The organism is Kiloniella laminariae DSM 19542 (assembly GCF_000374005.1).
GTDB lineage: Bacteria > Pseudomonadota > Alphaproteobacteria > Kiloniellales > Kiloniellaceae > Kiloniella > Kiloniella laminariae.
This window is the reverse complement of the sequence record NZ_KB893135.1, coordinates 116,260-130,957: the sequence shown is the minus strand read 5'-3', so window position 1 is coordinate 130,957 and position 14,698 is coordinate 116,260. Positions and strand designations below refer to the sequence as shown.

Genomic DNA, 14,698 nt, shown 5'->3' with positions numbered 1-14,698 from the left:
GGTGACGCCACTTTCGACGAAAGCTGAATGAAATACAAGAGTTATTTCAGTCTGTTACGGAAAAAAGAAAATCATAAAGCAACAGGGTGGCACAAAGGCCACCCTGTTGCTTTATTTCTCCTTGCGGAGGATCTTCCAATTTTCACGGTTTATCCTGAAGGAAAGCCCTGAAAAGCGGTCGGTGGAATGAAAACAGAGTGACCCAAGATCACTCTGTTCCAGACCCTAGTTTTTGAACTTCTTGATCTCGCCGGACTTGAGGCGGGACATATAGGAGTTCAGCTCGCGCTTGACGATCGGCATCAGGCAGTAAAGACCGATGATGTTGACTACCGCCATGGCAAAGATCGCGGCATCGGAGAAGTCGATCACCGGACCGAGGTTGGCGGCGGCACCAATAACGACAAAGACACAGAAGATCACCTTGAAGATCAGCTCTTTTGTCTTGCCTTCACCGAACAGATAGGTCCAGGCCTTGAGGCCATAGTAGGACCAGCTGATCATGGTCGAGAAGGCAAAGAGGATCACTGCCAGTGCCAGCACATAGGGGAACCAGCTGATGGCTGAACCAAAGGCGGCAGACGTCAGGCCGACACCCGAAGCACCGGTTGCTGTTACGATCTGGCCGTTTTCACCAAGAATATACATCCCGGTTGCCGGATCGCTGGTCAACTGGCCGGTGATGATAATCACCAGAGCAGTCATGGTACAGATTACCACGGTATCAATGAAAGGTTCGAGCAGGGAGACCACACCTTCGGTGATGGGCTCGCTGGTCTGTACCGCAGAGTGGGCGATGGCAGCAGAGCCAACCCCGGCCTCGTTGGAAAAAGCCGCCCGCTTGAAGCCTTGGATCAGGGCACCAACCAGACCACCGGCAACACCAAGACCTGTAAAGGCACCGTCAAAGATCTGGCCAAAAGCCCAGCCGATCTTGTCATAGTTCATCAGGATGATGATCAGGGCCGCAGCAACGTACATGATGCCCATAAAAGGCACGACTTTTTCCGTAACCTGGGCGATGGATTTGATCCCGCCGACGATAACGGCAAAGACCACGCCAGCAAAGATCACACCGGTAATCCAGCCGGGATAGTCGTCAAAAATTCCAGCCAGTTGGGCATGGGCCTGGTTGGCCTGGAACATGTTGCCGCCGCCGAGGGCACCAAGAATACAGAAGACGGCAAAGAGAATGGCGAGGAACTTGCCGCCTGGCAGGCCACGTTCGGCAAAGCCCTTGGAGATATAGTACATCGGACCACCGGAAACGGTCCCGTCGGGATATTCATTCCGGTATTTGACCCCGAGAGTACATTCGGTGAATTTTGACGCCATGCCCATCAGACCCGCCAGGATCATCCAGAAGGTGGCACCCGGCCCGCCAATACTGACCGCAACGGCGACCCCGGCAATATTCCCAAGACCAACGGTACCGGAAAGCGCGGTAGCAAGGGCCTGGAAGTGGCTGACTTCACCAGCGTCATTGGGGTTGGAATAGTCGCCCTTGACCAGCGAGATCGCATGGCCGACAGCACGAAACTGGATGAAGGCAAAGTAGATGGTAAAGACGGTGGCGCCAACCACCAGCCAGAGCACGATCCAGGGAAAGGAGGTCCCGGGGAGGTTGGCAAAGATCAGGTTGACGAACCAGCCGGTTGCCAGCGAGAAGATTTCGTTGACCTTGGCATCAATACCGCCGGCTTCCTGGGCAACGGCGCTTTGGAGGGTTGCGAAGAAGAGAACCGGATATACGAAAAGGGACGCCAGCAAGGGCGCCTTGATAAAGCCTGTGTTTTTCATGAGATCACCTTTAGCCGACAACGGTTACCGGGACGGATGCATGCATCACCAGATTGGCAGTAACACTGCCGAAGATCCGTCTGGTGAAGCCCCCTTCGGAAGAGCGGGCAACCACAATCTGCTCTGCTTTTTCTTCCATTGCCACGGCATTGAGAATATCCGCTGCATCCCCGTGTTTGACCCGGCCAGTGGCGGTGAAACCATCGGCTTTCAGGGCATCCAACGCAGGCTGGATCACTCGTTCCATTGCTGTTTTGATTTCTTCTTCCCGCCGTTTGTGACGGCTGGCATTTTCCTCGGGTGTCTGGAAAGAATAAGGGGACCACTCGATCACATAGATCAGTTCAAGTGAACATTTCCCGATCAGTTTTGAGAGACGCTTGGCGTAAGCAAGCGCTCTATCCCCGGACCCGCTGCCGTCGAGCCCCACGATAAGCTTGGTAGACATTTGACCTCCTGTTAAAGGTTTTTATCTTTATGCTTAATTTATTATTAACCGCCTTATTTCACGGGATAAGGGTGGTCATTGCAAATGCTTTCAACTTCGCAAATGCAACAAATCCGCCGTGTTTTTGCTGCATTTTTGAGCAAGGTTAATCCTGGTCAAAAAAAGGCTGTGTTCTAAGCTTTTGAATAATAGAAAATTTATTCACTGGATAATTTTTGGAACAGGATCTTTGCACTGCGATACCAGATGCGGAAAATTTATTTGTTTCACAGATTTTGTCACAGATTTTGGTTTGCCCTGTTCCAGAATTCAGGGGAGTTAAGCCCACTGCTTTAAAGCACCGGGTCCTTGAGGCGCAGATCGAGGGTGTGGGGGTATTCGGAATTTCGTTCTTCCGGCGGCAGGGCAATTTTGCCTGCAGTATGACCCAGAGCCTCAAAGCGGGAGAGCCTGCGGCCCTCGGCCTCGTTTTCATTGACGGGAAAGCTGTCGTAACTTCGGCCTCCGGGATGGGCGACGTGGTAGGTGCAGCCGCCAAGAGAGCGCTGGTGCAGCTGGTCGATAATATCAAATACCAGTGGCGCGTGGATGGGCAGGCGCGGATGCAGGCTCGAAGGCTGTGACCAGGCCTTGAAGCGGACACCACCGACCTGTTTTCCGGCTTCGCCGGTGGGGGAAAGCGGAACCCGTCGTCCATTGCAGGTCACGATATGGCGGCCTTCTATTATACCTGTGGCTGTTACCTGAAGGCGCTCGACTGTGGCATCGACCGAACGGCTGACCCCGCCACCGGCAGGTTCTTCGCCCATAACCGGCCAGGGTTCCAGCGCTGTCGTGAGTGAGAGCTGAACATCCCCGATCCGGCTGCTGCCACATTCGGGAAAGCGAAAGGCAAAAAACGGAACGAACCAGTCAGGAGAGAAATCAAACCCCCCGGTCTTGAAGGTGGCGAGAACATCGTTAAAGTCTTCGTGAATGTAATAGGGCAGCATGTATTTGTCGTGCAGACGTGTGCCCCAGCGGACCAGCCTGTTGCGATAGGGCTGTTTCCAGAACAGGGCAATCGCGGCGCGAAGCAGAAGGTTCTGCAGCAGGCTCATTTGCGGGTGCGGCGGCATCTCAAAGCCGCGCATTTCCAGCAGCCCGAGACGACCCCGGTCACTGTCGGGGCTGTAGAGCTTGTCGATACAGAATTCGGCCCGGTGGGTATTGCCCGTCAGGTCCACCAGAAGATTGCGGAACAAACGATCAACCAGCCAGGGTGGAATGTCGCCCTTTTCCGGGATTTGCCCAAAAGCAATTTCAAGTTCATAGAGGCTGTCGTGCCGGGCTTCGTCGATCCGCGGGGCCTGACTGGTCGGGCCGATGTAAAGGTCGGCAAAGAGATAGGACAGCGAAGGATGGTTCTGCCAGAAGCTGATCAGCGAACGCAGCAGATCCGGACGACGAAGAAAGGGGCTGTCTTCGGGTTTCGCGGCACCAACGACCACATGATTGCCGCCGCCCGTGCCAACCCGGCGGCCATCCAGACTGAACTTTTCGGCTGAAAGTCGCGCCAGCCGGGCCTCTTTATAAATTGTGGTGGTGATGTGTTTGAGCTCTTCCCAGCTTGCTGCCGGCTGGACATTGATTTCGATGACACCGGGATCAGGCGTTACGGAAAAATGTGCGATCCGGGCATCGGCGGGCGGGGTGTAACCTTCCAGCACCACCGGGATTTTTGTATCTGATGCCACGGTTTCTATAGCTGCGATCAGCTCGAGAAAATGTTCGATCCAGGCCACGGGCGGCAGGAAAAGATGCAGCACACCGCCGCGGATTTCTGCACAGAGGGCTGTGTGGATCAGGCCGTTGGGATCTTTGGCAAAGATCTTGTCGTCTGGTGGCCGGACCGCTTTTTTAACAAGAGTTTGTTTTATTTTGCCGTGCGCGGGCAAGGAGGGGGCTGCCTCAAAGGGGCTGCGTTCTGGACAGATTTCTTCGCTGGCCTCTGCCGGGAAGGGCAGGCTGGCAAGCGGCAGGCGCAGGCCGAGAGGCGAGTCACCAGCCAGCAGAACCAGATGCGGGCTTTTAAACTGCCAGCGATTGCTGATCCAGCGTTTGCGGCGATGGGAATAGTGTAGCGGCAATAGATAGCCGCAAGGGGCATTGAGGTTCCGTTCCATCAGGTTTTGCAGGCGCTCGCGCTCGGCCCTGTCATAGACACTGGCCTCCATCATTTCATCCTGCAGCGGCAGCTTGTGCTCTTTCCACAGATAATAGGGTGTGTCTTCCCGGGCCGGGAGAATATAGTCAGCCGGGATGGCGAGTATCTTTGCCAATCGGGTCAAAAATGTTTCGGCAGTCTTGAGGTCGTGTTTTTGTGGTTTGTCAGGATCGGCGAGCAGGCTTTTGTCCTGCCAGACCGCTTCCCCGTCCCGCCGCCAGAAACAGGGTAAAGCCCAGCGCGGCAGGATCTCGCCGGGGTACCATTTCCCCTGGGTGAACATCGGCAGCCCCCCGGGAGAAAAGCGGTCGCTCAACCGGACAAAGATATCTTTGCCAAGCTGTTTTTTAGTGCTGCCAAGGGCGGAGTAATGCCAGACATCGTGTTCACGATCATCGAGCGAGACAAAGGTTGGCTCGCCGCCGGTGGTCAGGCGAACGTCCTGTTTTTCAAGCTTCCGGTCGATTTTCTTGCCGAGCCTGTCAATGGCTTGCCACTGGGCTTCGCTATAGGGTTTGGTCACCCGGGGGGCTTCGTGAATACGGGTGACGGTCATTTCGTGATCAAGCGTCGCTGTTACACCATCACCCAGTGTACCTGTGACCGGGGCTGCACTTGACGGGCTGGGTGTACAGCACAGGGGAATATGGCCTTCACCAGCAAAGAGCCCGGATGTGGGGTCCAGTCCGACCCAGCCCGCGCCGGGCAGGTAAACTTCGGTCCAGGCGTGCAGATCAGTGAAGTCAACCTCGGTGCCGGAAGGGCCGTCGAGGGATTTGATGTCAGCGGCCAGTTGGATCAGATAACCCGAGGCAAAACGCGTGGCCAGGCCAAGGTGCCGCAGGGCCTGACAGAGAAACCATGCCATATCGCGACAGGAACCACTGCCGAGTTTCAGGGTTTCGCTGCAGCTCTGAACCCCGGGTTCCAGACGCACGACATACTGTAATGAGGAATTGAGCTTTTGATTGATGGCGACAAGAAAGTCGATCATACCCCGGGAATGGCGGTCACTTTCTTCAATCCAGTCCAGAAGGGCAGTGTCTCTTTCCTTGATCTCTAGATAGGGAGCGAGCTCTTCTTTCAGACCGGAATCATAGTCAAAGGGGAAATCCCTGGCATAGTCCTCGAGAAAAAAATCGAAGGGATTAAACACACGGATTTCACTAAGCAGATCAACCTCGATCCTGAATTCGGTGATCTTTTCCGGAAATACAATCTTGGCGAGAAAATTTCCAAAGGGGTCCTGTTGCCAATTGATAAAATGTTGTTCTGGCTGGATATTCAGGGAGTAGGATTGAATGTTGGAGCGGACGTGTGGCGCCGGGCGCAGGCGTATAGTCTGCATTCCGAGTGTGACAGCTTTATCATAGCGGTAATGAGTAACGTGGTGCAGGGCAACGACTATACTCATGGTCAGATAAGCCTTTAAAATTAAAAGTCTTTTGAAATCAAGCCTAATCTATTATCATGCATTAGGCACGAATTTAATGGCCGACCCCAGTTTTGAGGAGTTGCTGTGTATACACTTCCTCCACTTTTGAGCGACATTCTGGCAATCAGTTTTGATGGTCGAGGGTCTCCTTCAATCAATATCAATCTGCCCAGCCAGACCGAAGACAGCCCTTCACACGGCTGGGGATTTGGCTGGTATCCTGATGACCGGAAGTCCGCCATGGTTGCAAAGGACCCGGCGGCACGGGGTAATCAGGTACTTGTTGATGCGATTACCGAGTGGTCGAACTTCCGCTCCACAGTGTTCTTTTCAAAAATTCATGGGGCGAGCACAGGTTATAGCCACCGGGAAACCCAGCCGTTTTCCCGCAGTTTTGCCGGGCGGGACTGGCTGTTCATGCACAACGGACATCTGGACAAGGTGGAGCTGGGCAAGCTGCATGGTGAACAGTCGCGTCTGCTTGAGCCACTGGGCAACACGGACTCTGAGCTGGCCTTTTGCGAGCTCCTGGCCCAGATAGAACGCGGGGCTGCCCGTCGGATTTCTGAAGTTGATCCCCAGGCTCTGCATGGATGGTTTATGAGGTTTGATCCGCTTGGCAGTTCGGATATGTACATTACCGATGGCGACAGTATTGCCTGTTTCCACGGCACCCAGTCCCCCAAACCGCTGTCATACAGCCGGATACAGCCGCCGGATAACCGGGACAGCTATGTTTCCCCCGCCGCCGAGATAATCCTGAACGATCCGCGCGATACCTATCGTACGGCACTGGTGGTCAGTTCGTCGACTTTTGCCAATGGTTCCTGGGTGGAGATGCAGCCCGGACAGATGATTATAATTCGTCGTGCCCGCGTGATCTGGGACAGCGCGCCTGTGGCAAACCAGCCGGTGCAAAGGGTTCCTTCTGCACAGTATCAACCCCAGACTCAACCCCAGGCCCAGCAACAGGACGGCCCTGGACGGGGTGATCCTATGGCAGCGATGGGGGGCGAGCAGGCACAGGAACATGTCACAAACGTACGGACAAAAACCCGGGCTGATGACGGGACGCTTCTGGGGTATCGTCTGTTCGAGGTGAGCCATACAACAGATTATGAATACACAGATCCGGTCGAGCATTCGACCCATTTTTTCAGACTGCAGCCGACCGATGATCCGGTACAGGAAGTGGTGCAGTCCCGGATCTCGATCTCGTCTCCGGCAGAAAAAATCCAGTTCGAGGATGTTTTTGGCAACCAGTCCCTGCACTGCATTATCAATGCCCCCTATAGCAAGCTCAAGGTCGAGGCGATCAGCCGGGTCAAGATCTTTGCCCAGCCAGCGGATGATCATGGCCTGTCTCGCCGCCAGACCACCATTCCCATGGTCTGGATGCCCTGGCAACGCCAGATGATGATGCCCTATCTGCTGCCCTCCGAACTGCCGGAATCACAGCTGACCGAGATGACCGAATATGCCATGAGCTTTGTTGAGCGCAATGACTATCACCTGCTCAGGACAATCGAGGATCTGAATGTCAGTATCTATCGGGATTTCAAATATGTTCCCGGGACGACGTCTCTCAATACCACGCCTTTTGAAGTCTACACCTCGCGCCAGGGGGTCTGTCAGGACTTTGCCAACCTTTTTATCTGTCTGGCCCGTCTGCTGAACATCCCCGCACGTTATCGCATGGGCTATATCTATACCGGGGCAAACTATGCCAACAAGATCCAGTCAGATGCATCCCATGCCTGGGCTGAAGTCTATCTGCCCTTTGTCGGCTGGCGCGGATTTGATCCGACCAACGGCTGTGCTGTGGCACAGGATCATATCCGGGTGGCCTGCGGGCGCAACTACCGCGATGCCACACCGACCTCGGGCACAATTTACAAAGGCGGCGGCGGGCTGGAGACGCTCAAGGTTGATGTGAAAATGGAGGAGATCACAGAGTAACAGGGATGACGTCTGCGGGGTCACCCGGCAGGAGCGTTTTTTAAGATGAGGACGAGCAGGAGGCTGTTTGTAGCCTTGCCCCATTTAACTTTAATAGTTGACAGGGAGTATGCTGTGAATTTTGAAGGATACGATACCCAGGGATTTTATGATGAATTGATCGGGGAAGACGGACAGCCCCGCAAAGAGGCTTTGCCCCTGATCGAACGGATCAACGCCTTGCCCTGCAAAGACCTGCGGCGACGGCAAAAAGCAGCCGAACATGCCCTGCATCAACAGGGGATCACCTTCAGCGTTTACGGCGATAAAAAGGGCACGGAAAAGATCATGCCTTTTGATATCCTGCCGCGCATTGTCACTGCGAAAGAATGGGATGTTCTGGAAAAGGGGCTGAAACAGCGGATCCGGGCGCTTAATCTTTTCATCGATGATATCTATAACGGGCAACAGATCCTCAAGGACAAGGTTATCCCTCGTGATCTGGTGCTGTCGTCCGAATGTTATCTGGAACAGTGCAGAGGGCTGTCCCCGCCGAAAAAAATCTGGATCCATGTCACCGGAACCGACCTGGTCCGGGCCGGGGACGGCGAATTTTATGTTCTGGAGGACAATTTGCGCTGCCCTTCGGGAATTTCCTATGTGCTGCAAAACCGGACCATCCAGAAGCGGACCCTGCCGATCGTCTTTCAGGCCATGCGGACGCGTCCTGTATCGGATTACGGCGATCATCTTTATGAAACACTGCGGCATGCAGCGCCCAAGGGAGTTGAAAATCCCACTGTGATCGTCCTGACACCGGGGATTTATAATTCTGCCTACTACGAACATTCGTTCCTGGCCCAGCAGATGGGGGTTCCCCTGGCCCAGGGGTCGGATCTGACCATTATTGATGATCAGGTGATGTTGCGCACCACACGCGGTTTTGAAAAGGTCGATGTGATCTATCGCCGGATTGATGACAACTTTCTTGATCCCGAGGTTTTTAACAAGGGCTCGATGCTGGGGGTTCCCGGCATTATGGAATGCTTTCGCAAGGGGACGGTTGCACTGGCCAATGCGCCGGGTACCGGGATTGCCGACGACAAGGCGATCTATGCCTATGTACCGCAGATCATCAAATATTATCTTGATGAAGAACCGATCATCAAAAATGTCCCGACCTATATCTGCGAAGATCAAAAAGACCGCGACTATACGCTGGCCAATCTGGACAAGCTGGTGGTCAAGGCGGTCAACCTTTCCGGGGGCTATGGCATGCTGATCGGTCCAGTTTCAACCGAGGCCGAGCGCAAGGAGTTTGCGAAGAAAATTCAGGAAAACCCCCGCGATTATATCGCCCAGCCGACCCTGGCCCTGTCGCGTACCCCTACAATCGTCGGGGACAGGATCGAAGGGCGTCATGTGGATTTTCGCCCTTATATTCTTTATGGGAAATCGATCTTTGTTTTGCCGGGTGGCCTGACAAGGGTTGCGCTGACCAAGGGATCTCTCGTGGTTAATTCCTCGCAAGGCGGTGGCAGCAAGGACACCTGGGTTCTGGGGGATAGCCCGATTACCATGGAGGTTGATCTGGATGCTTAGTCGTGTTGCCAATTCGATCTACTGGATGAGCCGCTATCTGGAGCGGGCTGATAACGTGGCCCGTTTTATTGACGTGAATGCCCGTCTGATCCTTGATGTGGGCTGGGAACGCGAGACGGCACAGTGGGAACCGCTGGTGCGGGCCTCTGGCGATGAAGCGGATTTCGCAGCCCGCTATTCGGAATACAGCGAGAAGAAGGTGGTGCACTTTCTTACCTTTGACGAGGAAAATCCCAACTCGATTATCAGCTGTATCCACGCCGCGCGGGAAAACGCCCGGACGGTGCGTGAAATCATTTCCTCCGAAATGTGGGAGGCGATCAACGCGCTGTATCATCTGGTTGATAAACACAGCCGAAAACGCAAGGTTGATGACCTGCAAAGCTTTTATATCTCTGTTGATCACACCAATCATCTCTTTGCCGGGATGATGGAAAACACCATGTCACACGGCGAGGGCTGGCACTTTGCCCGTGCGGGTAAAATGCTGGAACGGGCCGACAAGACGGCGCGGATGCTGGATGTGAAATATTTCCTGCTTTTGCCCACGCCTGATTATTTTGATTCGCCCTATGATACGGTTGAATGGGGGGCTGTGCTCAAGTCAGTCAGCGGTTTCGAGGTTTATTGTAAACGCTATCACCGGGCCAATTACCGTCATGTCACGCAATTTCTGGTGCTGGATGAATACTTTGCCCGCTCGATCCGTTATTGCGTCCGTACGGCTGCGCGGTCAGTCGCTGATATCAGCAAGATGCTGGAGATTACAGTACCCGTAACCGACGAGTTTGCCCGTCTGGAGAAAATGCTGGATGAAGCTGACAATGAGGTGATCCTGAACAAGGGGCTGCACGAGTTTGTCGATGCTTTCCAGTTCAATTTAAATGTGATTGATCAGTCGCTCTATCAGTCGTTTTTTGCTCTTGAGAAGAAGTGATCTGAAAAGCTTGGGGTGAAGGAAAGGCGCACCACCGAATTCCTGTCTGACTGGTTCAATCGGCGTTCTATTCGCAATCCTGGAATTCTTATATCAAACTTCCGAATTGCGTATGGCAATGAATGTCGTAAACCTTGCCGCCTTCGTCTCTCCGTTGCAAGGTCACGCCCGATGATTGTCAGAGAAAAACCCAATGCCTTTAAGCTGTTTTTTTTGCTCCAGGGATCTGTGGTTCCGAGCATCGCCCCGCAGATTTTTTTTGCAGGCTTTATGGGCATACTGGTTTTTCTGGCTGGTAAATACCTTCCCGGCAGTGTTCCTAATCTGACAGCAACACCCTTTGTCCTGCTGGGGGTGACGCTCTCGATCTTTCTGGGTTTTCGAAACGGAGCCTCTTATGAACGCTGGTGGGAAGCCAGAAAGCTCTGGGGTCAGTTGATCATTGATACACGTTCGATTGCCCGCCAGGCCCAGACCTATATCCGCGATCGGGGTGATTTGGCCCTGTCCCCGGATGAAATGCAGAGCAGAGACCGGGAAATCAAGGCGCATCAGCGCCGGATTACCCTGTTGTGCACCGGCTTTTCTCATGCCCTGCGTCATCATTTGAGAAGCACAGACTGCCGGGACGATGTTGCGTCGTTTCTGACGGAGCAAGATATGGAGCGGTTGAATACCGTGCGGCACAGACCAAATTATTTTCTGAACCTGCTGGGAGGCGAAATCAGCCAGCTGCTGCAAAAACGGTTCATTGGCGAGATATCCGCCCGCAATCTGGAAGAACGCCTGGTATCCCTGTCGGAGGTGCTTGCCGCCTGCGAGCGTATCCATAACACGCCACTGCCTTTCGCCTATAATCTCCTGCTCAACCGCACCGCCTATATCTATTGTTTTACCTTGCCCTTTGGCCTTTTTACCTCGCTCGGCGGCATGACACCTGTGATCACGGCCATCATTGCCTACACCTTTTTCGGGCTGGAGGCGCTGGGGGAGGAGCTGGAGGATCCCTTTGGCACCTCGGCCCATGATCTGGCCCTGAGCACCATGTCGCGGACGATTGAAATCAATCTGCTGGAAACCCTGAACGAAACCGATCTGCCCGAACCGATGCAGCCGGATCGTTATCATTTTTCCTGAAACAGGGCTATGGCACCACCGTCTTGAAACGCAGGGGTACTTGTAGCGTTTCGCCAGCCAATACAGACAAATGAGCCATTCTGGGCTAGTATCACCTTCCCCAGCCAAGGTGAGAGCAATGCAGGATCGATATGGGAATAGTCTGTCTACAACTTCCGGGGCCGCGCGTGATGCCTATGTCCTGGGGCTTGATCGTTTTCTAGGTGCCGAACCGGGTGTAGAGGAGGCGCTGTCTCTTGCCATTCGGGAAGATGAGGGTTTTGTTCTCGCGCATGTGGCGCTGGCCCGGTACCGTCAGGTCATTGGCGACCGCTCGGGGGCACAAGCCGCGCTTTTGAACGCGCAGCAAAGTCGCCATGAGCTGAGTGAGCAGGAGCGGTGCCACCTCGAGATTATGTCCCTGCTTGTTAAAGGTAAGAGCGCTGCCGGGTATCAGGCGGCACGAATTCAATTGCGGAAGTACCCCCGAGATGTACTCATCGCACAGGCATGCCTCGGGGTCCTGAGCCTGATCGGGCTCAGTGGACAGCCGGGCCGGGAGGCGGACAATCTCGCGCTGGCGGAAATACTGGAACCGCACTACGGCGATGACTGGTGGCTACAGGGGCTTCTGGGCTTTGCCCAGGTTGAGGTCGGGCAGTTTGACCGGGCTGAAAAGAGCATTGGTAAATCTTTGCAAGCCAATCCACGAAACGCTCACGGAGCGCACTTTCAATCTCATCTTTATTACGAAACAGGACAGACCGAGGCGGGGTACAGCTTTATCACGGAGTGGCAGCGCGGCTATGACAAAGCGGGGCAGATGCATTGCCACATCGCCTGGCACATTGCTTTGTGGGCACTCGCGCGGGGTGACATAGAGGAGATGTGGCGGGTGGTTGATCGTGACATTGACCCCAGAGGAGCTTGGGGACCGCCATTGAATGTGATGGTTGATCTGGCTGCTGTTCTCTATCGGGCGGAGATGGCGGGTGTCACGGTTCCGCCGGCACGCTGGTTGGTGGTCTGTGACTATGCAGCCGAGAAATTCCCCAATCCAGGACTTGGTTTTGCCGATGTTCATGCTGCCTTGGCCTATGCCATGGCAGGGAAAACTGATGCGCTGGAACGGATTATCAGGGAGGCAAAAGGCCCTGCGGCAGAGTACGTACGTTATCTGGCAGAGGCATTTGGTGCTATCGCCTGTCAAAACTGGGTAAGGGCAAACGACCTTTTGACCAAAGCACTGTGGGATCACGCCCGGATTGGGGGCAGCCGGGCACAGCGCGATTTGATCGAATATGCGTCAGTCGCGGTACTGATGCGGCTGGGGCGACATGATGAAGCGCGCCGACAGCTTGCGATGCACCGACCAAGAACTGCAATGGAAAACTCGGTGGTGTGCCCGGTTTAGGCCCTCTCCCTGCCCTTTTTATCGCGGTTCAAATATACAGCAATACAGGTGTTTATGCCACCTGACGCAGCTTTCCGGGCAAGGGACAGAACCTTGAAATATAATTTTTACCGGTTTTTTTGAACCTTCCCCGGGGCGCGTTCGACAGAAGCAGTAACGACAGTGTTTTGCTGTCTGGTGATGCTTTAACAAGATCAGGGGAAGAACAATGAAAAAAATTGCAACGCTGTTATGGGGAGTAAGTGTTCTGGCGCTGGGTGCGGCGGCATTCGCCACATCGGCAGCACAGGCGGCCAGCGGAACATCGGAGTATGTTCTGGATGTGGATCTGACCCTGGGCGCGGGCAATGCCCAGAACCCGGTTATTGTTCGCAACATTTCAAACAACAAACATGTCAGCAATGTCAATCTGAAGACCCACAGCACAGAACTGGTGATCCCGGCTTCGGGGTTTGTTCAATGCGGCGACAAGAAAAGTATCGACTTTGACAAATCCTCGATCTATTTCGGGGCTATCGGTATGGGCGGACTGGATAATATCAATGACAGCGGCGCTTTGCACAAAGCAACGTTCCACCCTGCTGTCAAAACCCGGATTGGTCTGGGAAAATGGATTACCGAAGCAGGGGGAAGTGACAGCTTTTCTGTGCCATTGGCCAAGATCGAAAACGGTCATCCGGCGGTGCGGCTTGATCCGGTTGCAGAAATCAACAAAAAACTTCAAGCCCACCTGCAAGGTGGCGGCACGGAGGTGGACTTTTACAAAGCCGACCAGACAGTAACGATTTCACGGACGATCTCTCTGGCTGGCTGGTGTAAAAAAAGCGGATCATCAAAACCAGGTTTCGAGACCAAATCCTATCAGGTCAGCATCCGCTATGAAGGTGACCCTGAGGTCCACGCACCGGTTAAGGTGAAGCCGGGGCTGGTCGGACAAAACTTGCAGATCAATCAGGACCTGCCGCTGCAACTCGCACAGGCAACATTCCAGCCAAACCTGCCAAACTATGTTGGAAAGTGTGCGCCCGACAGTAATCCGACAATCCGTGTAAATTACAACGGCTCCGGTGCAGGATGGGTTCGCTTCCAGATCAAGGATGGTAGTGCTTCGGTGTATGGTTCTTCCGATATGCTTTATATCTCTGAGCAACTGCCTCAGGCACATTTTGATTTTGATTATCCTTTGATTGAAAAACTAGGCCAGAATCAAAACGCGGATTGGAACACAATCAACAAGACCTTTAATCACGCACTGACAGTCCGGGCCCAGGTGAAGGATAAGAACAGCAACAGCTGGAGCGCTTGGAAAGATTTCGGAGCAGCAACATGGAAGCACCGCTGTACGCCACAGATTGCGGTTAACCCTGCAGCGGGTGGTAAAGTTTATCAGATCCCGTCTAAACCTTCTGCACGGCCGATTTCTCCGGCCAAGCCAGCTCCGGTTGTCATCGATACAATCCAAGCCCAGCCAAAACCAAAACGTCTGCAGGTTCAGGCTCCCGAATAACCATTCTTCCGCCAGAGAAACAACGGTGCCAACAGTGGCCCGTTGTTTCGTCTTCTGCAGAAAGCATCTGGATGTTTGACGGGGATGTATTGGCCGGGATGTATTGGGGAGAATAAATCCTGGAGCTAGGTTGGAGTAACGGCCAAATCATCCGGAAAGAATAAATTCCAAACTGAAATGCCAAACTGAAATGATGATACTGTTTAAACAGTTGGTTTGCGGGTGGTTGTTATAGTACTGTGCAAAGAGGGATGTAGCGTGAGAATAAATAAAATAAACGCGCAGAATGACCAGT

9 protein-coding genes are annotated in these 14,698 nt (G+C 53.8%); 6 read left to right on the top strand and 3 right to left on the bottom strand.

Features of this window, described 5'->3' with window-relative positions; all coding sequences use genetic code 11:
* Positions 1 to 225 precede the first annotated feature (225 nt).
* The 3 genes from B152_RS0105190 to B152_RS0105180 all read right to left on the bottom strand — a co-directional run bounded on the left by B152_RS0105190 (position 226) and on the right by B152_RS0105180 (position 5,868).
* On the bottom strand, positions 226 to 1,800 hold the full coding sequence (locus B152_RS0105190) for an alanine/glycine:cation symporter family protein (protein WP_020591333.1): 1,575 nt from the start codon (positions 1,798 to 1,800) through the stop codon (positions 226 to 228).
* 10 nt (positions 1,801 to 1,810) lie between these two features.
* Positions 1,811 to 2,248, bottom strand: a complete 438-nt coding sequence (locus B152_RS0105185; protein WP_020591332.1) for a universal stress protein — start codon at positions 2,246 to 2,248, stop codon at positions 1,811 to 1,813.
* Positions 2,249 to 2,580: 332 nt separating this feature from the next.
* Positions 2,581 to 5,868 carry a transglutaminase family protein gene (locus tag B152_RS0105180; protein WP_020591331.1) on the bottom strand — a complete coding sequence of 1,096 codons (3,288 nt, stop codon included), beginning with the start codon at positions 5,866 to 5,868 and terminating at the stop codon, positions 2,581 to 2,583.
* Positions 5,869 to 5,973: 105 nt separating this feature from the next.
* On the opposite strand from B152_RS0105180, the gene B152_RS0105175 reads away from it, so the two are divergent.
* The 6 genes from B152_RS0105175 to B152_RS0105150 all read left to right on the top strand — a co-directional run bounded on the left by B152_RS0105175 (position 5,974) and on the right by B152_RS0105150 (position 14,403).
* A complete protein-coding gene (locus tag B152_RS0105175; RefSeq protein ID WP_020591330.1) occupies positions 5,974 to 7,848 on the top strand; it encodes a class II glutamine amidotransferase in 1,875 nt (624 codons plus the stop codon).
* Between the two features lie 114 nt (positions 7,849 to 7,962).
* Positions 7,963 to 9,429 carry a circularly permuted type 2 ATP-grasp protein gene (locus B152_RS0105170; protein ID WP_020591329.1) on the top strand — a complete coding sequence of 489 codons (1,467 nt, stop codon included), beginning with the start codon at positions 7,963 to 7,965 and terminating at the stop codon, positions 9,427 to 9,429.
* Positions 9,422 to 10,366, top strand: coding sequence for an alpha-E domain-containing protein (locus B152_RS0105165; protein WP_020591328.1), 945 nt, complete (start codon positions 9,422 to 9,424; stop codon positions 10,364 to 10,366). Before B152_RS0105170 ends, B152_RS0105165 begins: the two co-directional genes overlap by 8 nt.
* Positions 10,367 to 10,537: 171 nt before the next feature.
* Positions 10,538 to 11,503 (top strand): bestrophin family protein, encoded by a 966-nt coding sequence (locus tag B152_RS0105160; RefSeq protein ID WP_020591327.1) that lies wholly within the window; start codon positions 10,538 to 10,540, stop codon positions 11,501 to 11,503.
* Positions 11,504 to 11,621: 118 nt separating this feature from the next.
* Entirely contained in the window at positions 11,622 to 12,896 is a 1,275-nt protein-coding gene (locus B152_RS0105155) for a tetratricopeptide repeat protein (protein ID WP_020591326.1), read from the top strand.
* 208 nt (positions 12,897 to 13,104) lie between these two features.
* A complete protein-coding gene (locus B152_RS0105150; protein ID WP_020591325.1) occupies positions 13,105 to 14,403 on the top strand; it encodes a hypothetical protein in 1,299 nt (432 codons plus the stop codon).
* Positions 14,404 to 14,698 lie beyond the last annotated feature (295 nt).